21 protein-coding genes are annotated in these 25,652 nt (G+C 62.6%); 20 read left to right on the forward strand and 1 reads right to left on the reverse strand.

The features are described from left to right. Positions 1–121 precede the first annotated feature (121 nt). The 18 genes from coq7 (at position 122) to lpxC (ending at position 20,567) form a co-directional block, all read left to right on the forward strand. The gene (gene coq7, locus WN982_RS02395; protein ID WP_341314212.1) at positions 122–754 is read left to right on the forward strand and encodes a 2-polyprenyl-3-methyl-6-methoxy-1,4-benzoquinone monooxygenase; all 633 of its coding nucleotides are present in this window, start codon (positions 122–124) and stop codon (positions 752–754) included. Between the two features lie 410 nt (positions 755–1,164). Beyond that, positions 1,165–1,593, forward strand: coding sequence for a division/cell wall cluster transcriptional repressor MraZ (mraZ, locus tag WN982_RS02400; RefSeq protein ID WP_073431291.1), 429 nt, complete (start codon positions 1,165–1,167; stop codon positions 1,591–1,593). Between the two features lie 15 nt (positions 1,594–1,608). Further along, complete coding sequence (rsmH, locus tag WN982_RS02405) at positions 1,609–2,562, forward strand: 16S rRNA (cytosine(1402)-N(4))-methyltransferase RsmH (protein ID WP_341314213.1); 954 nt, start codon at positions 1,609–1,611, stop codon at positions 2,560–2,562. Then, the gene (gene ftsL / locus WN982_RS02410) at positions 2,559–2,909 is read left to right on the forward strand and encodes a cell division protein FtsL (protein WP_341314214.1); all 351 of its coding nucleotides are present in this window, start codon (positions 2,559–2,561) and stop codon (positions 2,907–2,909) included. Before rsmH ends, ftsL begins: the two co-directional genes overlap by 4 nt. After that, positions 2,906–4,771: a penicillin-binding protein 2 gene (locus WN982_RS02415; RefSeq protein ID WP_341314215.1), complete on the forward strand. Its 1,866-nt coding sequence runs from the start codon at positions 2,906–2,908 to the stop codon at positions 4,769–4,771. The genes ftsL and WN982_RS02415 overlap by 4 nt, the downstream gene beginning before the upstream one ends. Further along, positions 4,768–6,315, forward strand: coding sequence for a UDP-N-acetylmuramoyl-L-alanyl-D-glutamate--2,6-diaminopimelate ligase (locus WN982_RS02420; RefSeq protein WP_341314216.1), 1,548 nt, complete (start codon positions 4,768–4,770; stop codon positions 6,313–6,315). Before WN982_RS02415 ends, WN982_RS02420 begins: the two co-directional genes overlap by 4 nt. Further along, positions 6,312–7,724, forward strand: a complete 1,413-nt coding sequence (gene murF / locus WN982_RS02425) for a UDP-N-acetylmuramoyl-tripeptide--D-alanyl-D-alanine ligase (protein ID WP_341314217.1) — start codon at positions 6,312–6,314, stop codon at positions 7,722–7,724. Before WN982_RS02420 ends, murF begins: the two co-directional genes overlap by 4 nt. Positions 7,725–7,741: 17 nt before the next feature. Beyond that, on the forward strand, positions 7,742–8,911 hold the full coding sequence (gene mraY, locus WN982_RS02430) for a phospho-N-acetylmuramoyl-pentapeptide-transferase (RefSeq protein ID WP_341314218.1): 1,170 nt from the start codon (positions 7,742–7,744) through the stop codon (positions 8,909–8,911). 23 nt (positions 8,912–8,934) lie between these two features. Further along, positions 8,935–10,476, forward strand: coding sequence for a UDP-N-acetylmuramoyl-L-alanine--D-glutamate ligase (gene murD, locus WN982_RS02435; RefSeq protein WP_341314219.1), 1,542 nt, complete (start codon positions 8,935–8,937; stop codon positions 10,474–10,476). Next, positions 10,473–11,762, forward strand: a complete 1,290-nt coding sequence (gene ftsW, locus WN982_RS02440) for a putative lipid II flippase FtsW (RefSeq protein ID WP_341314220.1) — start codon at positions 10,473–10,475, stop codon at positions 11,760–11,762. The genes murD and ftsW overlap by 4 nt, the downstream gene beginning before the upstream one ends. Further along, on the forward strand, positions 11,759–12,889 hold the full coding sequence (gene murG, locus WN982_RS02445; RefSeq protein ID WP_341314221.1) for an undecaprenyldiphospho-muramoylpentapeptide beta-N-acetylglucosaminyltransferase: 1,131 nt from the start codon (positions 11,759–11,761) through the stop codon (positions 12,887–12,889). The genes ftsW and murG overlap by 4 nt, the downstream gene beginning before the upstream one ends. Next, positions 12,886–14,289: a UDP-N-acetylmuramate--L-alanine ligase gene (gene murC, locus WN982_RS02450; RefSeq protein ID WP_341314222.1), complete on the forward strand. Its 1,404-nt coding sequence runs from the start codon at positions 12,886–12,888 to the stop codon at positions 14,287–14,289. Before murG ends, murC begins: the two co-directional genes overlap by 4 nt. A 1-nt stretch (position 14,290) precedes the next feature. Next, positions 14,291–15,232 carry a D-alanine--D-alanine ligase gene (locus tag WN982_RS02455; RefSeq protein WP_341314223.1) on the forward strand — a complete coding sequence of 314 codons (942 nt, stop codon included), beginning with the start codon at positions 14,291–14,293 and terminating at the stop codon, positions 15,230–15,232. Positions 15,233–15,267: 35 nt separating this feature from the next. Then, entirely contained in the window at positions 15,268–16,020 is a 753-nt protein-coding gene (locus WN982_RS02460) for a cell division protein FtsQ/DivIB (RefSeq protein WP_341314224.1), read from the forward strand. Between the two features lie 27 nt (positions 16,021–16,047). Beyond that, positions 16,048–17,280, forward strand: coding sequence for a cell division protein FtsA (gene ftsA / locus WN982_RS02465; RefSeq protein WP_341314225.1), 1,233 nt, complete (start codon positions 16,048–16,050; stop codon positions 17,278–17,280). 130 nt (positions 17,281–17,410) lie between these two features. Beyond that, positions 17,411–18,607 carry a cell division protein FtsZ gene (gene ftsZ / locus WN982_RS02470; RefSeq protein WP_064269249.1) on the forward strand — a complete coding sequence of 399 codons (1,197 nt, stop codon included), beginning with the start codon at positions 17,411–17,413 and terminating at the stop codon, positions 18,605–18,607. 249 nt (positions 18,608–18,856) lie between these two features. Next, positions 18,857–19,360, forward strand: coding sequence for a peroxiredoxin (locus tag WN982_RS02475; RefSeq protein ID WP_341314226.1), 504 nt, complete (start codon positions 18,857–18,859; stop codon positions 19,358–19,360). A gap of 289 nt (positions 19,361–19,649) precedes the next feature. Next, a complete protein-coding gene (gene lpxC / locus WN982_RS02480; protein WP_085487919.1) occupies positions 19,650–20,567 on the forward strand; it encodes a UDP-3-O-acyl-N-acetylglucosamine deacetylase in 918 nt (305 codons plus the stop codon). Positions 20,568–20,646: 79 nt separating this feature from the next. Here lpxC and WN982_RS02485 read toward each other — a convergent pair whose 3' ends face one another. Continuing rightward, complete coding sequence (locus tag WN982_RS02485) at positions 20,647–21,132, reverse strand: DciA family protein (protein ID WP_341314227.1); 486 nt, start codon at positions 21,130–21,132, stop codon at positions 20,647–20,649. Between the two features lie 291 nt (positions 21,133–21,423). Between WN982_RS02485 and secA the strand changes: the two genes are divergently transcribed. Beyond that, positions 21,424–24,231: a preprotein translocase subunit SecA gene (gene secA / locus WN982_RS02490; RefSeq protein WP_341314228.1), complete on the forward strand. Its 2,808-nt coding sequence runs from the start codon at positions 21,424–21,426 to the stop codon at positions 24,229–24,231. A 153-nt stretch (positions 24,232–24,384) separates the two neighbouring features. Beyond that, positions 24,385–25,626, forward strand: coding sequence for a bifunctional glutamate N-acetyltransferase/amino-acid acetyltransferase ArgJ (gene argJ / locus WN982_RS02495; protein ID WP_341314229.1), 1,242 nt, complete (start codon positions 24,385–24,387; stop codon positions 25,624–25,626). Positions 25,627–25,652 lie beyond the last annotated feature (26 nt).

Consider the following 25,652-nt stretch of genomic DNA (forward strand, 5'->3'; position numbering starts at 1 on the left):
ACAAATTGGCCGCCAAGTTCGTTCGGGTCCAAGGTCTTCGTGAGTCCGGTTTTGCGCTGCAAAGCCTTGTCGAGCAGACCTGTCAGCGCGGTGGGCGGTTGTCGAATCACGGGAGTGCTGCATGTTTCTGGACGAATTGATCAGCGAGTTTGATCGGGGTTTACGCTCGATGACGGGCGTGTCGCGGATGAGCCGTCCGTTGCCGGTTCCGCAAGAATCGGCGGCGGAGACCGCGGAGCTCTCGCCGGCGGAACGCGCGCACGCGGCCGGCTTGATGCGGGTGAACCATGTCGGCGAGGTGTGCGCCCAGGCGCTTTATCAGGCTCAGAAACTGTCGACAAAATCGCCGTCTTTGCGGGCGGTCTTCAATCACGCGGCGATCGAAGAAGAGGATCACCTGGCGTGGACCGCAAAGCGCCTCCAGGCGCTCGATTCGCGTCCTAGTCTGTTGAACCCGCTTTGGTACACCGGCGCGTTGGCAATCGGGCTGGCAGCAGGCCGCCTGGGCGATCGCGTCAGCCTCGGCTTCATGGCGGAAACCGAGCGCCAGGTGGAACAGCATCTGGATAGTCATCTGGATCAGCTGCCCGCAGCCGATCGCGAGTCGCGCGCGATTGTCGAGCAGATGCGTGTAGACGAAGTAGAGCACGGTAAATCAGCGATGGATGCAGGCGGCGTCGAGTTGCCGTTTCCGGCACGCGCACTGATGCGTGCGGTGTCGAAGGTCATGACTCGCACGGCCTATTACATATAAGTTCGACCCATAAATTCACGCCGCCTCCCTAAAGTGGGACGGCGCATCGAGCGCCCCTTCTGAAGCGCCAAAACCTCCGCAAAACATCCCACGATTCCACTTCACGATCTCTTACATTCCGCGCCTTTCCCCCGCACTTTTCACGTATCACCTTCACAAGTTGCACTAGCTCATTCATTTATAACGGTTTTCCGTTTTATGTCTGATGTGAAGGAGTGGCGCTAAGTCCTTGTTCTAACAAACAAAATTCGCTCGAAAAGCGCGTATCTCCCTTGACCCCTGTTTAGCGTTCCTCTAAAGTGGGAGACAGTGTGAGAAAGTGTATTTTTGTGTGATCTCGCAGGCGAATTCGGGTAGATTTTCACAGATCGGGCAGTCGGCGCTAAAGCGTCGTAAGAGGGGAGAGCGAAGTGTTCCAAGGGGCGTCGGCGCTGACACTCGATGCGAAAGGGCGGATGTCGATTCCCTCTCGTTATCGGGATGCGCTGCAGACACAGGCAGAAGGCCGGGTGACGATCACCAAGCACCCGGACGGCTGCCTGTTGCTCTTTCCACGTCCTGAATGGGAAATCTTCCGCGAGAAGGTTGGCAATCTGCCCATGAACGCGACCTGGTGGCGCCGCATTTTCCTCGGCAATGCAATGGACGTCGACATGGATGGCGCGGGTCGCGTGCTCGTGTCGCCGGAGCTGCGCATGGCCGGCTCGCTGGAAAAAGAAGTGACCTTGCTCGGCATGGGTCGTCACTTCGAATTGTGGGACGCACAAACTTACGCCGCGAAGGAACAGGCGGCGATCGCCGAGGGCATGCCCGAAGCGTTAAAGAATTTCACGTTCTGATCGCGGCATACATATATGGCACCTGCGATGGGAAACGAATTGCAGCATCGCACGGTGCTGCTGGAAGAGGCGGTCAATGCGCTGGTGACACGCGCGGACGGCGTTTATGTGGACGGTACGTTCGGGCGCGGCGGTCATAGCCGGCTGGTGTTGGAGAGGTTGGGGGAATCGGGGCGTCTGATCGCGTTCGACAAAGACCCGCTCGCCATTGCCACAGCCCAGCAGATTACCGATCCGCGCTTCAGCATCGTGCACGAGAGTTTTGCTTCACTGCGTAGCGCAATTGCGGAGCGCGGGGTAGGGCGTGTGTCGGGCGTTTTACTGGATCTGGGTGTGTCGTCGCCGCAAGTCGACGATCCGGAGCGGGGCTTCAGCTTCCGCGCCGACGGCCCGCTAGACATGCGGATGGACCCGACGCGCGGCGAGTCCGCTGCTGACTGGCTGGCGCGGGCCACGGTGCAGGAACTGACGGAGGTGATACGAGATTATGGGGAAGAACGGTTTGCTTTTCAGATTGCAAAGGCGCTTGTTGCTCGCCGGGCAGAGTCCGACCGTCTTGGGCCTCTCGTCAGCACGGGCGAGCTTGCCCAAATCGTGGCTAACGTCGTCAAAACCCGTGAGAAGGGCAAGGATCCGGCAACCCGCACCTTTCAAGCTATACGGATTCACATCAATCAAGAGCTTGCGGAGTTGCAAGTCGTTTTAGAAGCAGCGTTGTCGTTGCTGGAGCAAGGGGGGCGGCTGGTGGTCATCAGCTTTCATTCGCTCGAGGACCGGATCGTCAAACGATTCATGCAGGCGCACGCCAGTACGCCTGCAGTCGATCGCCGTCTGCCGATTCGCGCAGTCGATCTGCCGAGCCCTCCGCTCAAAATCATCGGCCGCGTGTTCGCAAGCGACGCTGAAGTCGCCGCGAACCCGCGCGCCCGTTCTGCCGTGATGCGCGTGGCGGAGCGGATCGCACCATGAATCGCCTCAATATCTTCCTGCTGATGATCGTGATGGGTTGCGCCTTGTCGGTTGTCAACGCCACCAATCAGCAGCGTCAGATTTTCATCCAGTTGCAGCGCGCCCAATCTCAGGAGCGCCAGCTGCAGCAGGACTATTCGCAGCTTCAATATCAGCAGAGCGCGCTGTCGAAGACCTCGCGCATCGAGCAGGTCGCCACAGCCTCGCTGAAAATGCAGGCGGTGGGCACCGGTCGCACCCAATATCTGACGCTCGATCCGGGCGCGGCCAAGGCTGAAGACGCGCCGATCGCGACCTCAGAACCGGCGTCGGCACCGCTCACGACCCGTCGCGGAGGCGCGCGATGAAAAAATCGTCGACTCGCAAAAGCGTTGCCTTCTCGGCGAATCCGATCCTGTCGGTGCGCCTGCCGATGTGGCGCTCGAAACTCGTCGTGTTCCTGCTGTTCATGGCGTTCGTCGCGCTGACCGCGCGCGCCTTCTGGATTCAGGGCCCAGGCAACGCGTTCTATCTGAAGCAGGGTGAAATCCGCTATCAGCGCCGGCTCGAACTGCCTGCCACGCGCGGCAAGATTCTCGACCGCAACGGTCTCGTGCTCGCCACGAGTCTGCCGGTGCGCGCCATCTGGGCGATTCCCGAATCGGTGCCGGACGATCTCGGCGCCGACAAGCTGACCGCGCTCGGCAAGCTGCTCGGCATGACTAATAAGGAACTGCGTGCCAAGCTGTCGGAAGACAAGACCTTTGTCTACGTGAAGCGGCAGGTGCCGGTCGACGTCGCCGCGCAGGTCACCGCGCTCGACATTCCCGGCATTTATGCACGCGACGAGTACAAGCGCTTCTATCCGGAAGGCGAGATCACGGCTCACCTGATCGGCTTCACGAACGTCGAAGACGAGGGTCAGGAAGGCGTCGAACTCGGCGACCAGAAGCTGCTGGCCGGCATGTCGGGCAGCCGCCGCGTGATCAAGGACCGGATGGGCCACATCATCGAAGATGTGGACGAACAGGTCGTGCCGCACAACGGCCAGGACGTCGATCTGTCGATCGACAGCAAGATCCAGTACATCGCGTACACGAACCTGAAAGCGGCCGTCGAGAAATTCAAGGCGAAAGCCGGCGCCGCGATGGTGATCGACGTGCGCACCGGTGAAGTGCTGGCGCTCGTCAATTACCCGACGTACAACCCGAACGACCGTTCGCACCTGACTGGCGATCAGTTGCGCAACCGCATCCTGACGGACACCTTCGAGCCCGGCTCGATCATGAAGCCCTTCACGGTGTCGCTCGCGCTCGATCTGCACCGCGTGACGCCGACTACACTGGTAGATACGGGGCCGGGCCGCTTTGTGCTCGACGGTGCGCCGATTACCGACGACAGCGCGTTCGGCGTGCTGACGGTGGGCGGTGTGATCCAGAAGTCGAGCAACATCGGCGCGACGAAGATCGCCATGCAGCTCAAGCCCGAAGAGATGTGGAATATGTATACCAGCATCGGTCTCGGCCAGGCGCCGAAGGTCGGGTTCCCAGGCGCGGCGGCGGGCCGTCTGCGTCCGTGGAAGGGCTGGCGCCGTATCGAGCAGGCGACCATGTCGTACGGCTACGGCCTGTCGGTGTCGCTGTTCCAGCTGGGCCGCGCGTACACCGCGATCGCGCATGACGGCGAGATCATGCCGGTGTCGATTTTCCGCACGCCTGGCGATCAGCCGGCGACGGGGCCGCAAATCTTCGCACCGACCACCGCCCGCGAAGTGCGCGCGATGCTCGAAACCGTGACGGCGCCGGGCGGCACGTCGCCGGATGCGGCCGTGCCGGGCTATCGGGTCGGCGGCAAGAGCGGTACCGCTTACAAGCACGGTGCTCACGGCTACGACCACTCGAAGTACCGCGCATCGTTTGTCGGCATGGCGCCGATGCCGAATCCGCGCATCGTCGTGGCTGTGTCGGTCGACGAACCGACCGCGGGCAGCCACTTCGGTGGTCAGGTCTCAGGTCCGGTGTTTTCGGCGATCGTCGGCGATACGCTGCGCTCGCTGAATGTGCCGCCGGATATGCCGGTCAAGCAGATGGTGGTGTCGGACGATTCAGCGCCTGCTGCGCCGAGTGCACCGCCCTCGGCCGCAACGGTGAAAAAACTCTCCACCAGCGGTGGCGCGAAGAAAATGACGATCGCCGCCAACGCAAAAAGCCATCCCGGAGTTGTGCGATGAGCGCGCTGCGTAAGAAACATCCAGCGCACCGGCAGATTGCCGACGCATTGACCTGGCTGCACGCGCGCGTGCAGCCAGGCGCACATCTGCACGCCGACACGCGCTCGCTTGCGGCGGGCGACGCGTTTTTCGCGTACGCAGTCGACGGGGCGGACAACCGTCCGTTCATCGACGGCGCGATCGAGCGTGGCGCGGCAGCGGTGCTGGTTCAGCCGGAAGGTTTCAGCGGCACGATCGATCCGTCCACGATGTTGGCCGTACCGGCGCTGAGCGAACTGGCAGGCTCGATCGCGAGCGCCTGGTATAACGATCCGAGCGACGCGATGCTGGCCGTCGGCGTCACCGGCACCAACGGCAAGACCTCGTGCAGCCAATGGATCTCGGCGGCGCTGACCGCGCTCGGCACGCGTTGCGCAATCATCGGCACGCTCGGCACCGGTCTGCCGGGCCAACTCGTCCACACCGGCTTCACGACGCCCGACGCGCCGCAGCTTCAGCGCAGTCTCGCGCAGTTGCGCGACGCGGGTGCGCAGGCGGTGGCGATGGAAGTGTCGTCGCATGCGTTGCATCAAGGCCGTGCGAACGGCACCGCATTCGACATCGCCGTGTTCACGAATCTCACGCAAGACCACCTCGACTATCACGGCACGTTCGACGCCTACGAAGCCGCGAAGGCGCACCTGTTCGTGTGGCCGGAACTACGTGCCGCGGTGATCAACCGCGACGATGCAGCCGGCCGGCGCCTGCTCGCAAGCACGCAAGGCCATGCACGCACGATTGCGTACGGGCTCGACGAAACGCTGCAGGACGTGCCACAAGCCGATGCGTTGTTGCTCGCATCGAACGTCCGCGCCACGGCCACCGGCACCGCGTTTCATCTGACCACATCCGATTGGGGCAACGCTGAAGTCGAAGTGCAAACGCTTGGTGCGTTCAACATCAGCAATCTGCTCGGCGTGCTCGGCGCGTTGCTCGCTGCCGACGTGCCGTTCGAAGCCGCGCTCGCCGAGCTGGCGAAGCTCGAGCCGGTGAGCGGCCGCATGCAGCGTCTGGGTGGCCGCTTGCAGAACGACGAACCGCTTGTCGTGATCGATTACGCGCACACGCCGGACGCGCTGGAAAAGACTTTAGAAGCATTGCGCCCGATGGCGGCAGCACGGGGCGGCGAACTCATCTGCATGTTCGGCTGCGGCGGCGACCGTGACGCGACCAAGCGTCCGCTAATGGGCGCGATTGCCGAGAAGCTCGCCGACGGTGTCGTCGTGACCAGCGACAACCCGCGCAGTGAAGATCCGCAAGCGATCATCGAACAGATTGCCGCCAGCATGAAAGACGCGTCGAAGGCCCGCTGCATCGAGGACCGCGCGAGCGCGATCCTGCAAGCGATCCGCGGCGCAGCGCGCGAAGACGTCATCGTGCTGGCCGGCAAGGGGCACGAAGCAACACAGGAAATCATGGGTAAGAAACGCGCTTTCTCCGATCAGGACCACGCTCGCCTCGCGCTCGCCGCGCGGGCGACGCACGCACGCGGAGGTGGCGAATGACGATGTTCTCGCTGCGAGACGCCGCCGCGCTGATCCCCGGCGCTACCGTACTCGGTGACGACAGCGTCACGTTCGAACGCGTGTCGACCGATAGCCGCAGCGCCGGTCCGGGCGATCTGTTCGTCGCGATCAAGGGGGAGCGTTTCGATGCGCACGACTTCCTGCCGGAAGTGGCCTCGCGCAACGTCACGGCCGCGTTGGTCGCGCGCAGTCCCGCTGACTGGCGCATGCCCGCCTTGCGTGTGGCTGATACGCGCGTTGCATTGGGCGCCCTTGCACGCGGCTGGCGTCGCAAGTTCAGCATGCCGCTCGTCGCGGTGACGGGCAGCAACGGCAAGACCACGGTCAAGGAAATGATCGCGTTGATCTTCGCCGCCGCGGTCGGCGCGGATGCTCGCCTCGCGACCGCGGGCAATTTCAACAACGACATCGGCTTGCCGCTGACGCTGTTCCGTCTGCACGCCGCGCATCGCCTCGCGGTGGTCGAACTCGGCATGAACCATCCGGGGGAAACGTTGTTGCTCGCGAAGATCGCCGAGCCCACCGTCGCAGTAGTGAACAACGCGCAGCGCGAGCATCAGGAATTCATGGCGACCGTCGAAGCGGTCGCGCTCGAACACGCGAGCGTGATTCACGCGCTATCCCCGGAAGGCGTCGCCGTGTTCCCGGCTGACGACGCATATGCAAGCATCTGGCGCGTCGCGGCGACCGGCAACCGGATCATCGACTTCGCTTTGAACTTCGACGAGCGCGTCACCGAAGCTGCGGTAACAGGCACGTTCGCAGGCAACGTTCTGAACATCGACACGCCGGAAGGCAACATTGATCTCACGCTGCAAGTGCTAGGCAACCACAACGCGCACAACGCGTTGGCAGCGACTGCCGCAGCGCTCGCCGCGGGCGTTCCGCTCGACACGATCAAACGCGGCCTCGAATCGTTCGGCGCGGTGAAGGGCCGTTTGCAGGTAAAGCGCGCCGCGCTCGGCACGCTTGCCGACGCAACGGTGATCGACGACACCTACAACGCGAATCCCGACTCGATGCGCGCCGCGATCGACGTGCTCGCGTCGCAAGCGTCGCCGCGCGTGCTGGTGATGGGCGACATGGGCGAAGTCGGCGACAACGGTCCGGCGTTTCACCGCGAAATCGGTGCATACGCGAAAGAACGCGGTATCGACGCGCTGTATGCACTGGGCGACGCCTCGCGCGATGCCTGCACTGCGTATGGCGCGGGCGCGTATCACGTCGCCGATGTCGGCACGCTGGTCGCGCAATTGCAGCAGGCCGGTTTCGGTCCCGCTGCAACGCTTCTCGTGAAAGGCTCGCGCTTCATGCAAATGGAGCGCGTGGTGGACGCCGTAACGAGTCCACAACCCAACGCAGCGGGCAGTGCGCCCGCTGCACATTGAAATAGAAGGACCGAAGCATGCTACTGGCGCTGGCGCAATGGCTGCAGAATGACGCAAGCTTCTTGCGCGTGTTCAGTTATCTGACTTTCCGTGCAGTGATGGCTACCATCACCGCGCTGCTGATCGGGCTCGTCTGCGGCCCGTGGGTGATCCGCAAGCTGACCGCGATGAAGGTCGGCCAGGCCGTTCGTAAGGACGGTCCGCAAACGCACCTCGTCAAATCCGGTACGCCGACGATGGGCGGCGTGCTGATTTTGCTGGGTATCGCAGTGGCGACGCTGCTGTGGGCCGATCTGACCAACCGTTTCATCTGGATCGTGATGCTCGTCACGTTCGGCTTCGGCGTGATCGGCTGGGTCGACGATTACCGCAAGGTGGTCTACAAGGACCCGCGCGGTATGTCGTCGCGCGAAAAGTACTTCTGGCAATCGGTGATTGGCTTGTTCGCCGCGGTTTATCTGGCGTTCAGCGTGTCCGAAGCCAGCAATGTGCGCGTGTTCGACCTGTTCATGGCGTGGGTGCGCAGCGGCTTGTCGATGGGCTTGCCCGCACGTGCCGACCTGATGCTGCCGTTCGTGAAATCAATTAGCTATCCGCTCGGCGTGTGGGGCTTCATCGTGTTGACGTATCTGGTGATCGTCGGCGCGAGCAACGCGGTCAATCTCACCGACGGCCTCGACGGCCTCGTGATCATGCCGGTCGTGCTGGTCGGCGCGTCGCTCGGGGTGTTCGCGTATGTGATGGGCAGCTCGGTCTACTCGAAGTACCTGCTGTTTCCGCATATCGCCGGCGCCGGCGAACTGCTGATTTTCTGTTCGGCGATGGGCGGGGCAGGGCTCGCGTTTCTGTGGTTCAACACGCACCCCGCGCAGATGTTCATGGGCGACGTCGGCGCGCTGGCGCTGGGCGGCGCGCTCGGCACCGTCGCGGTGATCGTGCGCCAGGAAATCGTGCTGTTCATCATGGGCGGCATTTTCGTCGCGGAGACGCTCTCCGTGATGTTGCAGGTTACATGGTTCAAGTTCACCAAGCGCCGCTTCGGCGAAGGGCGGCGGCTCTTCAAGATGGCGCCGCTGCATCACCATTTTGAGTTGTCGGGCTGGAAGGAAACGCAGGTGGTCGTGCGTTTCTGGATCATCACACTGATGTTGTGTTTGTTCGGTTTGTCCACGCTCAAGTTGCGTTAAGAAGGAAATAGGGGAAGCAGGCGATGTTTGGCGAGAAGTTTCGGGATCGGCAAAAGCCGATGGTGCTCGTGCTGGGACTCGGTGAATCCGGTCTCGCGATGGCGCGCTGGTGCGCGCGGCACGGCTGTCGGCTGCGTGTGGCCGATACGCGCGAGGTGCCGCCGAACCTGTCCGCACTGGAAGCGCACGGCGTCGATGCCGAGTTCATCGGCGGCCCGTTTTCGCCGGTGCTGCTCGAAGGCGTCGAACTGGTTGCGATCAGCCCGGGTTTGTCGCCGCTTGCCGCCGATCTGCTGCCGCTGATCAGCGCTGCACGTGAGCAGGAGATCCCCGTGTGGGGCGAACTCGAGTTCTTCTCGCAAGCACTGAAGACGCTCGGCGAAAGCGGTTACGCGCCGAAGGTGATCGCGATCACCGGCACCAATGGCAAGACGACAACGACGAGCCTGACCGGCCTGCTGTGCGAACGCGCGGGCAAGAAGGTCGCGGTGGCGGGCAACATCAGTCCGGCCGCGCTGGACAAACTGACCGAAGCGATCGACAACACCGCATTACCCGACGTATGGGTTCTGGAATTGTCCAGCTTCCAGCTGGAAACCGCGCACACGTTTACTCCGGACGCAGCGGTCGTTCTGAACATCACGCAAGATCACCTGGATTGGCACGGCGGCCTCGATGCGTACGCCGCTGCGAAGGGCCGCATCTTCGGTACACAAACCGTGCGTGTGCTGAACCGCGACGACGCACGCGTGATGGCACTCGCGCCGTCCGTGGGCGGCGAGGCGGCGATGATCACGTTTGGCGTGACCGAGCCGAAGAACGACGGCGACTACGGTTTGCTGCGCGATAACGGTATCGTCTGGCTGGTCGAAGCGCACGATCGCGATGCCGGCGACGAATCCCCTAGGGGGGCTTCCTTAGGGGCGCCGGCGCCGACGCGCCGTCGCAAGAATGAAGTGAGCGCAGCGCCGAATATCGCGCTCAAGCGCCTGATGCCCGCCGACGCCTTGCGTATTCGCGGTCTGCACAATGCCGCGAACGCGCTGGCAGCATACGCGTTGACGCGTGCGATCGGTCTGCCCGGCGCGCCGCTGCTGCACGGCTTGCGCGAATACCGTGGCGAGCCGCATCGGGTCGAATTGATCGCATCGATCGAAGGCATCGATTACGTCGACGACAGCAAGGGCACCAACGTCGGCGCGACAGTTGCCGCGCTCGACGGCCTAGCCCAGCGCGCGGTGCTGATCGCCGGCGGCGACGGCAAGGGCCAGGATTTCGATCCTCTCGCCGAGCCGGTCATGCGCTGGTGCCGCGCCGTGATGCTGATCGGCCGAGATGCGCCGCAGATTCGCGCCGCGCTGGAACACACCGGCATCGCGCTGACCGATCATGCGACGCTCGAAGAAGCCACGCGTGCGGCTACAGCGCTGGCGCAACCGGGCGACGCCGTGCTGCTGTCGCCGGCCTGCGCGAGCTTCGACATGTTCAAGGGTTACGCGCATCGTGCGGCGGTGTTCCGCAGCACGGTGGAAGACATCGCTGCCGAACGGGGGACGATGATATGAGCTGGTCGGAACGTTTCGGTTCGCGCCTCGCCGGGTCCCGTGCCGGTCAAGGCGACGCAGGCAGCGCAAGCAGCACCGGTCGCCCGTCTGGCCGCACCGGCGGCAGCGGTCTATCGAGCGCCGTCAACGGCGTACGTCCGCTGCGTTCGCGGATGCTCGACTACGATCACTCGCTGCTGTGGGTGGTCGTCGCGTTGCTGGGTCTTGGTGTCGTGATGGTGTATTCGGCGTCGATCGCGATGCCCGATTCGCCGAAGTACGCGTCGTATCGCGACTACGCGTTCCTCGTGCGCCAGATCATCTTCGTGGTGATGGGCTCGGTGATTGGCGTCGTGTCGTTCCGCATTCCGATCTCGACGTGGGACAAGTACGCGCCGAAGCTCTTCCTGATTTCGCTGGTCGCGCTGGTGATCGTGCTGATCCCGCACGTCGGCAAAGGCGTGAACGGCGCGCGCCGCTGGATTCCGCTCGGCATCACGAACATGCAGCCGTCGGAAATCATGAAGCTCGCCGTGACGATCTACGCGGCGAACTACACGGTGCGCAAACAGGAATATATGCATAGCTTCGCCAAGGGCTTTCTGCCGATGGCGGTCGCGGTGGGTCTTGTCGGCGCGTTGCTGCTGCTCGAGCCGGACATGGGCGCGTTCATGGTGATCGCCGCGATCGCGATGGGCGTGCTGTTCCTCGGCGGCGTGAACGGCAAGCTGTTCGGTGGTCTCGTGGCTACCGCGGTGGGCACGTTCAGCTTGCTGGTGTGGGCGTCGCCGTGGCGTCGCGAGCGGATTTTCGCTTACCTCGATCCGTGGGACGACCGTTACGCGCAAGGCAAGGCTTATCAATTGACGCACTCGTTGATCGCGTTCGGGCGCGGCGAGTGGTTCGGCGTGGGTCTCGGCGGCAGCGTCGAGAAGCTCAACTATCTGCCGGAAGCGCATACCGACTTCATCCTCGCGGTGATCGGCGAGGAACTCGGTTTTGTCGGCGTGCTGGTCGTGATCCTGATGTTCTACTGGATCGTGCGCCGTTCGTTCGAGATCGGCCGTCAGGCGCTCGCGCTCGACCGCACGTTTGCGGGTTTGGTGGCGAAGGGCGTCGGCATCTGGTTCGGCGCGCAGACCTTTATCAACATGGGCGTGAACCTCGGCTTGCTGCCCACCAAAGGCCTCACGTTGCCGCTCGTCAGCTACGGCGGTTCGGGCATCGTGCTGAACTGCGTCGCGGTGGCCGTTTTGATGCGTGTCGATTACGAAAACCGGGTGCTGATGCGTGGGGGGAAGGTATGACCGCTCTGCCGCAACGCACGCTGATGGTGATGGCCGGGGGCACCGGGGGACACGTGTTCCCGGGGCTCGCGGTCGCGCACCTGATGCAGGCGTGGGGCTGGAAGGTCGTCTGGCTCGGCAACCCCGCCGGCATGGAAGCGACGCTGGTGCCGAAGCACGGTATCCCGATGGAATACGTGCGCTTCGGCGGTCTGCGCGGCAAGGGCATAAAAACCAAGCTGATGCTGCCGCTGAATTTGCTTCGCGCCTGCACGCAAAGCTTGAGCGTGCTGCGTCGCGTGAAGCCGGACGTCGTGCTCGGCATGGGCGGTTACATCACGTTCCCCGCAGGGCTGATGACCGCGTTGAGCGGCCGGCCGCTGGTGCTGCATGAACAGAATTCGATTGCGGGTCTGACGAACAAGGTGCTCGCGAAGGTCGCCAAACGTGTGCTGGTTGCGTTCCCGAACGCGCTGCCGCACGGCGAATGGACCGGAAACCCGATTCGTGCGGAACTTGCGCGCGCAATTGCACCCAAAGCACGCTACGCGCAGCGCAGCGGTCCGCTGAATGTACTGGTCGTAGGCGGCAGTCTGGGCGCGGCGGCGTTGAATGAAGTGGTGCCGCGCGCGGTCGCGCTGCTCTCGCCGAACGAACGTCCGCACATCGTGCATCAGGCGGGCGCGAAGCATATTGAAGCGCTGCGTGAGCACTACGCGGCAGCGGGTTTGCAAATCGCTGACGGTGAGCAATCCGACGTAGAACTCGTGCCGTTCATCGACGACATGACGAGCGCCTACGCGAAAGCAGATCTGGTGATCTGCCGTTCGGGCGCGATGACGGTGTCGGAGATTTCAGCCGTAGGGGTGGCGGCATTTTTCGTGCCGTTCCCATTTGCAGTAGACGATCACCAAACAACTAATGCAGCGTTTCTCGCCGACAACGGCGGGGCGCTGGTCGTGCAGCAACGCGATCTGTCGGCGGACAAGCTCGCCGACTGGTTGCGCAGCCAGACGCGAGAGACCCTCGCGGAGATGGCGGAGCGTTCGCGCTCGCTCGCGAAACCCGACGCCACCGAACAGGTCGCACAGATTTGCGCGACCGTGGCGGGTTGGACCCCGAGCCCGAGCCTGGAAGGAAAGCAATGAAACACATCGTCAAACACATTCATTTTGTCGGCATCGGCGGTGTCGGCATGAGCGGCATCGCAGAGGTGCTGGTTAATCTCGGCTATCAGGTGAGCGGCTCGGATCTCACGAGCAACCCGGTCACCGATCGCCTCGCCGCGCTCGGCGCGCGCATCGCCATCGGCCATGCGGCGGAGAACATCGAGGGTGCGAATGCGGTGGTCGTTTCCACGGCCGTGCGCAGCGACAACCCGGAAGTGTTGGCCGCGCGTCATCGCCGGATTCCGATCGTGCCGCGCGCGGTGATGCTCGCGGAACTGATGCGCCTGAAGCAGGGCATCGCGATTGCCGGCACGCACGGCAAGACCACCACCACCTCGCTGGTGGCGAGCGTGCTGGCGGCCGGCGGCCTCGATCCGACTTTCGTGATCGGCGGTCGTTTGATCAGCGCGGGCGCGAATGCGCGTCTGGGTACGGGCGACTTCATCGTCGCCGAAGCGGACGAGTCGGATGCGTCGTTCCTGAATCTGTTCCCGGTGATCGAAGTCATCACGAACATCGACGCCGATCACATGGACACCTACGGCCACGACTTCGCTCGGCTCAAGCAGGCGTTCATCGAATTCACGCACCGTTTGCCGTTCTACGGTATCGCGGTGCTGTGTGTCGACGATCCGAACGTGAAAGAGATCCTGCCGTTCGTGTCGAAGCCGATCATCCGTTACGGCTTCGCGCCGGATGCGCAGGTGCGCGCGGTCAACGTCGAGGCACGCGGCGGCAAGATGCATTTCACGGCATTGCGCGAAGACGCGCCGCCGATCGACATCGTGCTGAACCTGCCCGGCGAGCACAACGTGCAGAACGCTTTGGCCGCGATCGCAATTGCGACTGAACTTGAAGTGAAAGATGCCGATATCCAGCGAGCGCTGGCGGATTTCAACGGCGTGGGCCGGCGCTTCCAGCGCTATGGCGAAGTGCCGGTTATGTCAGAAGGGAAAGCTGCCGGCGCGTACACGCTGGTCGACGACTACGGCCATCACCCTGTCGAAATGGCGGCGACGGTGGCGGCGGCGCGCGGTGCGTTTCCGGGGCGGCGTCTGGTGCTGGCATTCCAGCCGCACCGCTTCACGCGCACGCGCGATTGCTTCGAAGATTTTGTGAAGGTGCTGTCGACGGTCGACGCACTTGTGCTGACCGAGGTCTATTCAGCGGGCGAAGCGCCGATCGTCGCCGCTGATGGCCGCGCATTGGCGCGTGCGCTGCGCGTCGCAGGCAAGGTCGAGCCGGTGTTTGTGGATACGGTGGATGAAGTGCCGGACGCGCTCTCAGCAGTGGTGCGCGACGGCGATGTGGTGATCACGATGGGCGCGGGTTCGATCGGCGGTGTGCCGGGACGCCTCGCGCAAGAAACGAAGGTGTGAGATGAGCGGCATCGATCCAAAACAATTCGGCAAAGTGGCAGTGCTGCTCGGTGGCGATTCCGCCGAGCGCGAGGTGTCGCTCAATTCCGGCCGCCTCGTGCTGCAAGGTCTGCGCGACGCCGGTATTGACGCGCATCCGTTCGATCCGGCCGAGCGTCCGCTCGCCGCGTTGAAGGAGGAAGGCTTCATACGCGCGTTCAACGCGCTGCACGGTGGCTACGGCGAAAACGGCCAGATTCAAGGCGCGCTCGATTTCTACGGCATCCGTTACACGGGTAGCGGCGTGCTCGGTTCGGCGCTCGGTCTCGACAAATTCCGCACCAAGCTCGTGTGGCAGCAACTCGGTATTCCGACGCCGTCGTTCGAAGCTGTGCTGCGTGGCGACGACTACGAATCACGCGCTAAAGACATCGTCGCGAAGCTCGGCTTGCCACTGTTCGTGAAGCCGGCCAGCGAAGGTTCGAGCGTCGCCGTGATCAAGGTGAAAAATGCCGGCGCATTGCCGGCGGCGCTGCTCGAAGCCGTGAAGTACGACAAGATCGTCGTGGTCGAAAAGAGCATTGAAGGCGGTGGCGAATACACCGCGTGCATCGCCGGCGATCTGGATCTGCCGGTGATCCGCATCGTGCCGGCCGGCGAGTTCTACGACTACCACGCGAAGTACATCGCCAACGACACGCAGTACCTGATTCCGTGCGGCCTGGAACCGGACGAGGAAGCGCGTCTGAAAGTGCTGGCGCGTCGCGCATTCGACGTGCTCGGCTGCACCGATTGGGGCCGTGCGGATTTCATGCTCGACGCGCACGGCAATCCGTATTTTCTTGAAGTGAACACGGCGCCTGGGATGACCGATCACTCGCTGCCGCCGAAAGCGGCGCGTGCGGTGGGCATCAGCTACCAGGAACTGGTTGTCGGCGTGTTGGCGCTGACGCTCAAGGACTAACAAAGGACTAACCGGGGCGACCCGAAAGCAACACCATGTGGAACAACGTTCGCCAGCTCAATCTCGCCGCCAACGCATTGCATGCGTTGCTGGTGCTCGTGCTGCTGGCGGCGGGCGGTTACTGGCTGATCCAGCGCCCGAATTTCGCGCTGCGCGAAATCCAGATCGATGGAGACACCGAGCACATCAATTCGCCGACGGTGCGCGCCGGTGTAGTAGGGCGGTTGAAGGGCAACTTTTTTACGGTGGATCTCGACGTCGCACGGCAGGCGTTCGAGCAGATGCCGTGGGTGCGTCATGCGAGCGTGCGGCGCGTCTGGCCGAATGCACTAGCTGTCACGCTCGAAGAGTACAAACCGCTGGGAACGTGGGGCAGCGATCAGCTGGTCAGCGTCGACGGCGAGCTGTTCACCGCGAACCAGGGCGAGCTCGAAGAAGAGCTGCCTGCGTTCGACGGCCCGGACGGCACGGCAAAAGAAGTTGTCGCGCGTTATCGCGACTTCAGGAAGTGGTTTGCGCCGCTGGGCGCGACGCCGGATGAAGTGACACTGTCGCCGCGCTACGCGTGGACCGTGAAGCTGTCGAACGGCATGCAGGTGGAACTTGGGCGCGAACGCAATCAGGACACGCTGCTCGATCGCAGCAAGCGCCTGACCGCGGCGTGGAACGCGGTGACGCAACGTTGGGGAAAGGATATCGAGTATGCGGACTTGCGCTATCCGAACGGTTTCGCGATTCGTGCCGCTGGCATGCGCTTTATCAGCGAACCCGACAAGGGCAAGAAGTAAACGGACATCACACGCAATGAGCACGCTATGAGTAAAGACTATAAAGATCTGCTGGTCGCCCTCGACATTGGGACGGCGAAGGTGGTGGCCATCGTCGCCGAACTGAAAGGCGAAGGTCACTACGAGGTGATCGGACTCGGCCAGAGCGAATCGAAGGGGCTCAAGAAAGGCGTCGTGGTGAACATCGAGGCCACCGTGCAGTCCATTCAGCGTGCGCTCGAAGAAGCCGAGCTGATGGCCGACTGCAAGATCACTAACGTATTTACCGGGATCGCCGGCAGCCATATCCGCAGCTTCAATTCGAGCGGCATGGTGGCGATCAAGGAGAAAGAAGTCACGCAGACAGATGTGGCGCGCGTGATCGAGACGGCCAAGGCGATCAACATCCCGACCGATCAGCAGGTGCTGCACATCCTGACGCAGGAATTCATCATCGACGGTCAGGAAGATGTGCGCGAGCCGATCGGCATGAGCGGCATCCGGCTGGAAGTGAAGGTGCACATCGTGACCGGCGCGGTGAGCGCGGCGCAGAACATCGTCAAGTGCGTGCGCCGTTGCGGGCTCGAAGTGAACGATCTGATCTTGCAGCCGCTGGCATCGTCGCTGGCGGTGCTGACGGAAGATGAAAAGGAACTGGGCGTGGTGCTGGTCGACATCGGCGGCGGCACGACGGACATCGCGATTTTCAGCGAAGGCGCGATTCGTCATACGGCGGTGATTCCGATCGCCGGCGACCAGATCACCAGCGACATCGCGATGGCCTTGCGTACGCCGACGCCGGATGCGGAAGACATCAAGGTCGATTACGGCATCGCCAAGCAGGCGCTGGCCGATCCGGACGAGATGATCGAAGTGCCGGGGCTGGGCGAGCGCGGTCCGCGCACGCTGTCGCGCCAGGCATTGGCGGCGGTGGTCGAACCGCGTGTCGAAGAACTGTTTTCACTCGTGCAGCAAGTGGTGCGCGAGTCGGGTTACGAGGAACTGCTGAGCTCCGGCGTGGTGCTGACCGGCGGCGCGTCGATGATGCTCGGGATGGTCGAACTCGGCGAGGACATTTTCCTGAAGCCGGTGCGTATCGGCGTGCCGGAATACGCGGGTGGTCTTGCGGACGTGGTGCGTAACCCGCGTTACTCGACGGCAATGGGGCTGCTCGTCGAAGGACGCTCGCAACGGATGCGCGGGCGCAAGGTCGCGGTGCAGTCGGGGTCGATGGGGCAGGTCTTCACGCGAATGAAAGACTGGTTCCTCGGCAACTTCTAACGAATTCGCTTTTGAACGGTTTTACGTAAACACGCGCTGGTGCCGGCGGCTGGCGCGCGACAGGGGGTTGCCCGATCTCCTGCCGAATAACGGCCGAGTGGCTGCAATTTTTTATCTTGACGGAGGCAACATGGAATTCCAGATGCTGGAAACCGAAACGAACGGCACCATCATCAAGGTGGTCGGAGTAGGTGGCGCTGGCGGCAATGCCGTTCAGCACATGATCAACAAAGGCGTGCAAGGCGTCGATTTCATCGTGATGAACACGGACGCCCAGGCACTGTCGCGTTCGCGTGCAACTGCGGTGATCCAGCTCGGCAATACGGGTCTTGGCGCTGGTGCCAAGCCGGAAATGGGCCGCGCGGCAGCAGAAGAAGCACGTGAACGCATCGCCGACGCACTGCTCGGCGCGCACATGGTGTTCATCACCGCCGGCATGGGCGGCGGCACGGGTACGGGCGCCGCGCCCGTGGTCGCGCAGATCGCCAAGGAAATGGGTATCTTGACTGTTGGCGTGGTCAGCAAGCCGTTCGAATTCGAAGGCGGCAAGCGGATGCGCGTTGCAGAAGCAGGTTCGCAGCAACTGGAGGATCACGTCGACTCGCTGATCGTCGTTCTGAACGACAAGCTGTTCGAGGTGATGGGCGATGACGCCGAGATGGACAAGTGCTTCCAGTGCGCAGACGACGTTCTGAACAACGCAGTTGCCGGTATCGCCGAAATCATCAATGTCGACGGTCTGGTGAACGTCGACTTCGAAGACGTGAAGACGGTGATGGGCGAGCAAGGCAAGGCGATGATGGGCACGGCGACGGTTGCCGGCGTCGATCGCGCGCGTCTGGCCGCAGAGCAGGCTGTTGCCAGCCCGCTGCTGGAAGGTGTGGATCTGTCGGGCGCGCGTGGCGTGCTGGTCAACATCACGTCGAGCCGTTCGCTGCGTCTGTCGGAAACGCGCGAAGTGATGAACACCATCAAGAGCTATGCTGCAGAAGACGCTACGGTGATCTTCGGTGCGGTGTACGACGATGCAATGGGCGACGCGCTGCGCGTGACGGTCGTGGCAACGGGTCTGGGCCGTGCGGCGAAGAAGCAGCAATCGGCACCGATGACGCTGCTGCGCACCGGCACGGACAATCAGCCGATCAGCACGATGCAACACGCAGCGTACGCACCGTCGCACGCCAGCACGGCCGATTACGGCGCGCTGGACACGCCGGCTGTGTGGCGCACGTCGCGCGATACGGCGGCTTCGCACGTGCAGGCGCTGCAGGAAAAGGGTGTCGATACGTACGACATTCCGGCGTTCCTGCGCAAGCAAGCGGACTGAGCGCACGAGCAGGCTTTCGCTGCGGCGCCGTTTTTTAGCGCTGGCAGACGAATGCACGAGCGTGGCGGGTGAACGGCGAACAGGCCGCGTATCGTCAGATTCGCGGCAAGGACAGGTGCCCTCTTCGGATTCGCGAAGCGGAATGGGCGACTGTCGCCGGATGACGGAGTCTTCAATCGGACAACCGTCGCATTTCACTGCGACACGACAACGTGCGAGCGTGCTTCGCATCGATGCAAAGGACTGAGCATGATTCAGACAGGTGAAAGGCTGCCCGACGCGACGCTCTTCGAGTTCGTCGAAGACGCGCGGGCGGGCTGCACGGTCGGGCCTAACAGCTTCGACGTGCGCGAGCAGACGGCGGGCAAGCGCGTGGTGATCTTCGGATTGCCGGGCGCGTTCACGCCGACCTGTTCGGCCAAACATGTGCCGGGTTACGTCGAGCACGCCGAGCAGTTGCGCGCTCTTGGCATCGACGAGATCTGGTGCGTGTCCGTCAACGACGCGTTCGTAATGGGCGCGTGGGGACGCGATCAGCACGCCTCGGGCAAGGTGCGCATGATGGCGGACGGCAGTGCGGCTTTCACGAAGGCGCTCGGTCTTGAGCAGGATTTGTCGGCGCGCGGCATGGGGATCCGTTCCCAGCGCTACGCAATGGTGGTCGACGACGGCGTGGTCAAGACGTTGAACGTCGAGGCTGCCGGCAAATTCGAAGTCAGCGATGCAGGGAGTATCCTCGCTACGTTGAGCTAGTTGCTGTGCGTCTGAAGCCTTTGCCCTGAGTTTGCGCGGTAAGCGCGTTGTAGCAGGGCAACGGATAATAAGACGCTTTTGTGACAGGCCGTTACGCGGGCCGATGACCGGGAACGCCTCCGTTCCGGACATCGGCCCGTCACGCTTTCCCTGACGAGTGCCCATCGAGTAATGCGGCGAAACAGATTGATACGTTCCGCGCAAAGACGCTCCTTAGGGTATTGGAGTATAATTCGCGCTATGGAATAAAAAGTCCCGATTGGGATTTTCAATCGAATAGAAGATCGCCATGTTGAAGCAGCGCACTATCAAATCAATCGTCAAGACAGTCGGCATCGGCTTGCACTCCGGCCGCAAAGTCGACTTGACGCTCCGCCCGGCGGCGCCGGACACAGGCATCGTGTTTTCGCGCGTGGATTTGCCCACGCCGGTGGATATTCCCGCGTCGGCGATGGCGATTGGCGACACGCGTCTGGCTTCCGTGTTGCAGAAAGACGGCGCGCGGGTGTCGACGGTCGAGCATTTGATGTCCGCTTGCGCGGGTCTCGGCATCGACAATCTGTATGTCGATGTCACCGCCGAAGAAATCCCGATCATGGACGGTAGTGCAGGGTCTTTCGTGTTTCTGATTCAATCGGCCGGTATTGAAGAGCAGAACGCGGCGAAGAAATTCATTAAGGTCACCAAGCCGGTCGAAATCCGCGACGGCGACAAGTTCGCGCGGCTCGACCCGTATTTCGGTTTCAAGCTGAAATTCACGATCGATTTCCGTCACCCGGCTGTCGATAAAACCGGTCAGGCGCTGGAAGTGGATTTTGCCAATACGTCGTACGTGCGGGAAATTGCCCGTGCGCGCACGTTCGGCTTTGCGCATGAAGTGGAAATGATGCGAGAACTGGGTTTGGCGCGCGGCGGCAGCATGGATAACGCGATCGTGCTGGACGAATACCGTATTCTGAATAACGACGGCCTGCGTTACGACGACGAATTCGTGAAGCACAAGATGCTCGACGCGATCGGCGATCTGTACGTGGTCGGCCATCCGTTGCTGGCATCGTACACGGCGTACAAGTCGGGCCACGGCCTGAACAACGCGCTGCTGCGCGAACTGCTGGCGCATGAAGATGCGTACGAAATCGTCACCTTCGACGACACGCAGAAGGCGCCTCGCGGCTTTGCGTACGAAACGCAGACGGCATTTGCATGACGTTGTCACCGCTTCGGGTGAATTTCCCGAAGCGAATGGATGAAAAATAAGCGGCCCATCTGGGCCGCTTATTTTTTGTTCAGCGATTTCTCCTATGCCGCGCGGCCATTTTCGCCAGCGCCTCCTGCAACGGCGACGGCGCGAGCGATTCGGAAAGCGCGTGCAAGGCGTCCGCGCCAGCCGGTGTCATGCGCGCCTGCTTGACCGGAGGCGGTTCTTTGGCGGGCTGCGGGCGCACGCGAATTCTCAGCGCATTGACCGGCCAGCCGCGCTGCTGCAAGTCTGATAACAGCCGCGGTTCCATATGTCGCAGCCGCGCCGCCAGCGCGTTGTGTCCGGCAAACAGGGCCAGTACACCTTCCTTGATGAAGCTCGGCTCGACGCTGGTTGCCAGATAATCGGGGAGCAACTCCCGCAGATCCTTTTCGAGCGCGGCAATCTGTTCGACGCCCGCGCGCAGGGCCGCGAACGCGTCGGTGCGATTGAGCACTTCGGCGACGGGTTGCGGGCGGCGCGCGTTGAACTGCTTGGACGGCGGCCTTGAAAAGGACGGAAAACGGCTCATGTTTGGTGATGACGGCGTGTTCGCGCCCAATGCGCGTTCACGCCGCGATTGTACCGCGCAGGATGCACGCGGGCCTGCCTCAATGCGTACCGTCAGAGGGCGCTGCGGCGGGCTTCGGATGCGTTGCCGCCGTCGCGCTGCTGTCACAGGCGCGGGCGGGGGCGCGTGCTAAAATGCCCGATTCGAATTCACTCTTGGACTAAGCCGCCGAGGCACTTCCGACCCCGGAGCGCACGTGCACGAACTGCACGCCGCGAACCCAGCCGAAGCCGCGACGCAGACACCGATCCGATGACCACCGGTTTTCTACAGAAGATTTTTGGCAGCCGTAACCAGCGGCTAGTCAAGCAATATCAAAAGACCGTCGCGGCGATCAATGCGCTCGAGCCGCAGATCGAGCAATTGACGGACGATCAACTGCGCGCGAAAACGGGTGAATTCCGCCAGCGCATAGCGAGCGGGGAGTCGCTCGACAAGCTTCTGCCGGAAGCCTTCGCGGTCTGCCGCGAGGCCAGCAAGCGGACGCTGAAAATGCGCCACTTCGACGTGCAGCTGATCGGCGGCATGGTCCTGCACTATGGCAAGATCGGTGAAATGCGCACCGGCGAAGGCAAGACGCTCGTCGCTACGCTGCCGGTGTACCTGAATGCGCTGTCCGGTCGCGGCGTGCACGTCGTGACGGTCAACGATTACCTCGCGCAACGCGACGCCGAGTGGATGGGGCGCCTTTACAACTTCCTCGGTCTGTCGGTCGGCATCAATTTGTCGCAGATGGATCACGCCGCGAAGCAGGAAGCGTACGCCGCGGACATCACGTACGGCACCAACAACGAATTCGGCTTCGATTACCTGCGCGACAACATGGTCTACGAGACCGACGCGCGCGTGCAGCGGGCGTTGAATTTCGCGGTGGTCGACGAGGTCGACTCGATCCTGATCGACGAAGCCCGTACGCCGCTGATCATTTCCGGCCAGGCCGAAGATCACACGGAACTCTACGTGCGGATGAACGCACTGCCGCCGCTGCTCGAACGCCAGATCGGCGAAGAGAAGGCTGACGGCACCGGCGTCGAAAAGCCGGGCGACTACACGCTGGACGAGAAAGGCCGCCAGGTGTTCCTCACGGAATCGGGCCACGAAAAGGCCGAGCGTCTGCTCGGCGAGTGGGGCCTGATCGGTGAGGGCGAGAGCCTGTACGCACCGCAGAACATCACGCTGATGCACCACGTGTACGCCGCGCTGCGCGCACACACGCTGTTCTTCAAGGATCAGCACTACGTCGTGCAGAACGGCGAAGTGGTGATCGTCGACGAATTTACCGGCCGTCTGATGTCAGGCCGCCGCTGGTCGGACGGTCTGCACCAGGCCGTCGAGGCGAAGGAACACGTCAAGATCCAGAGCGAGAACCAGACGCTCGCGTCGATCACGTTCCAGAACTACTTCCGTATGTACGCAAAGCTGTCCGGCATGACCGGCACGGCCGATACCGAAGCGTACGAATTCAACGAGATCTACGGTCTCGAGACGGTCGTGATCCCGACCAACCGTCCGCCGAAACGGATCGATAAGCAGGATCAGATCTACAAGACCGCGAAGGAACGCTACGACGCGGTGATCCGCGACATCCGCGATTGCCACGAGCGCGGTCAGCCGGTGCTGGTCGGCACGACGTCGATCGAAAACTCCGAGTTGCTGTCGCATCTGCTGAAGCAGACCGGTTTGCCGCACGAAGTGCTGAACGCCAAGCAGCACGCGCGTGAAGCGGAAATCGTCGCCGAAGCGGGCCGTCCGAAGCGCATCACGATCGCCACCAACATGGCCGGTCGCGGTACCGACATTGTGCTCGGCGGCAACGCGGAAAAGCAGGCGTCCTTCATCGAACTCGATGAATCGATTCCTGCGGATGAGAAACAACGCCGTATCCAGAAGCTGCACGACGAATGGCAGGCATTGCACGATCAGGTAAAGGTCGCGGGCGGTCTGCACATCATCGGCACCGAGCGCCACGAATCGCGCCGGATCGACAACCAGTTGCGCGGCCGTGCCGGCCGTCAGGGCGACCCGGGTTCGTCGCGTTTCTATCTGTCGCTGGAAGATCCGCTGCTGCGCATCTTCGCCGGCGACCGCGTGCGCGCGATCATGGATCGCCTGAAGATGCCGGAAGGCGAAGCGATCGAAGCGGGCATCGTCTCGCGTTCGATCGAATCGGCGCAGCGCAAGGTCGAAGCGCGCAACTTCGATATTCGCAAGCAATTGCTCGAATACGACGATGTGTCGAACGATCAGCGCAAGGTGATCTACCAGCAGCGCAATGAATTGCTCGAAGCGAATGACATCACTGAAACCATCGGCGCAATGCGTCATGGCGTGATCAGCGATGTCGTTCACCAGTTCGTGCCGGCCGGCAGCATTGAAGAGCAATGGGATGTGCCCGAACTGGAGGAAGTGCTGCGCAACGAATGGCAGCTCGACCTCGCGATTCAGGAAATGATCAACGAGTCGAACTCGATCAGCGCGGACGAAATTCGCGAAGCGGTTCAGGCCGCGGCGGACGAAGCATACGAATCGAAGGTCGAGCAGGTCGGCCGCGAATCGTTCAGCGCGTTCGAGCGCTCGATCATGCTGCAAACGCTGGACCGCAGCTGGCGCGAGCATCTGGCGGCGCTCGATCACCTGCGTCAGGGCATCCATCTGCGCGGTTATGCGCAGAAGAATCCGAAGCAGGAATACAAGCGCGAGGCGTTCGAACTGTTCGCCGCGATGCTCGACGCCGTGAAGCTCGAAGTCACCCGCGTGGTGATGAACGTGCAGATCCAGTCGCCGGAACAGCTGGAGCAGGCTGCCGAGCAGTACGAAGAGCAGGGCAGCCACCTCGAAAACGTCGAGTTCCGTCACGCCGAATTTGCCGAAGCGGCCGCAGGGCCTGCCGCCGCGGAAGCGGCCACTGCCGCAATGATCGGCGACGCGATGAGCCACGGCTTGTCGCATGCCGCCGCGCCGGATGTCGGTGCGGAGAACGTGCCGAAGGTCGGCCGCAACGACCCGTGCCCGTGCGGTAGCGGCAAGAAGTACAAGCAGTGCCACGGCAAGATCGCGTAAAGGCGAAAGCGGCGCGCTTCATGCGCGCCGCGTCGTTTTTTTGCGGTGCTTTGCTGGTAATTTCGCGGTGGTTTGGCAGCACGCCCGAGCCATCAGTTTCCGTTTCCCTCGATGCCGGCGCTCTGCCGGCATTTTCTTCGACAGGTCGCGACCATGGCTGTCAATTTCCCCTCGATCGATCCCGCTCAACTCCATCCCGTCGCCGGCGTTACGCTAGGCTGGGCGGAGGCGAACATCCGCAAGCCGAACCGCAAGGACGTACTGGTCATTTCCGTCGACGAAGGCGCGACGGTAGGCGGCGCGTTCACGCAGAACCGCTTTTGCGCCGCGCCCGTCACGGTGTGCCGGGAGAATCTGGAACGTGTGCGCGCGGGCGGCAAGCCGATTCGCGCGCTGGTAATCAACACTGGTAACGCGAACGCGGGTACGGGCGAACCGGGGCTCGCGCATGCACGCGAAACCTGCGCGGAACTCGCGCGTCTGGCCGATATTGCGCCGGAACAGGTGCTGCCGTTTTCGACAGGCGTGATTCTGGAACCGCTGCCGGTCGATCGTCTGAAAGCGGGTCTGCCGGCCGCGCTGGCGAACCGCAAGGCTGCTCACTGGTACGACGCTGCGCAGGCGATCATGACCACGGATACGCTGCCTAAAGCCACTTCGCGCCAAGTCACGATCGACGGCCATACGGTGACACTGACCGGCATCAGCAAGGGCGCCGGCATGATCAAGCCGAACATGGCGACCATGCTCGGCTTCCTCGCGTTCGACGCCGCCGTGGCGCAACCCGTGCTCGACGCGCTGGTCAGGCACGTCGCGGACCGCTCGTTCAACTGCATCACGATCGACGGCGATACGTCGACCAACGATTCTTTCATTCTGATCGCGTCGGGCAAATCGAGCCTGCCGGCAATCACGTCTACCGATTCGCCCGCTTATGCAGCGCTGCGCGATGTGGTGACCGAAGTCGCCCAGACGCTCGCACAACTGATCGTGCGCGATGGCGAAGGCGCGACCAAATTCATGACGGTGCACGTTGAAGGCGGTTCGAGCGTCGGTGAATGCCGCCAGATCGCGTACGCGATCGGCCATTCGCCACTCGTGAAAACGGCCTTCTATGCATCGGACCCGAATCTCGGCCGCATTCTCGCGGCCATCGGCTATGCCGGCGTAGACGATCTCGACGTCGGCAAGATCGATCTGTATCTGGACGACGTGCTGGTCGCGACGGCCGGCGGCCGCAATCCGGCCTACCGTGAAGAAGACGGCCAGCGCGTCATGAAAAAGAGCGAGATCGGCATTCGCGTCGTGCTCGGGCGCGGCAATGCGCAAGCCACGATCTGGACTTGCGATCTGTCGCACGACTACGTGAGCATCAACGCCGACTATCGTTCGTAACCAGGTTCATCATGCGGCGCCTTGTC

The organism is Paraburkholderia sp. IMGN_8, assembly GCF_038050405.1.
GTDB lineage: Bacteria > Pseudomonadota > Gammaproteobacteria > Burkholderiales > Burkholderiaceae > Paraburkholderia.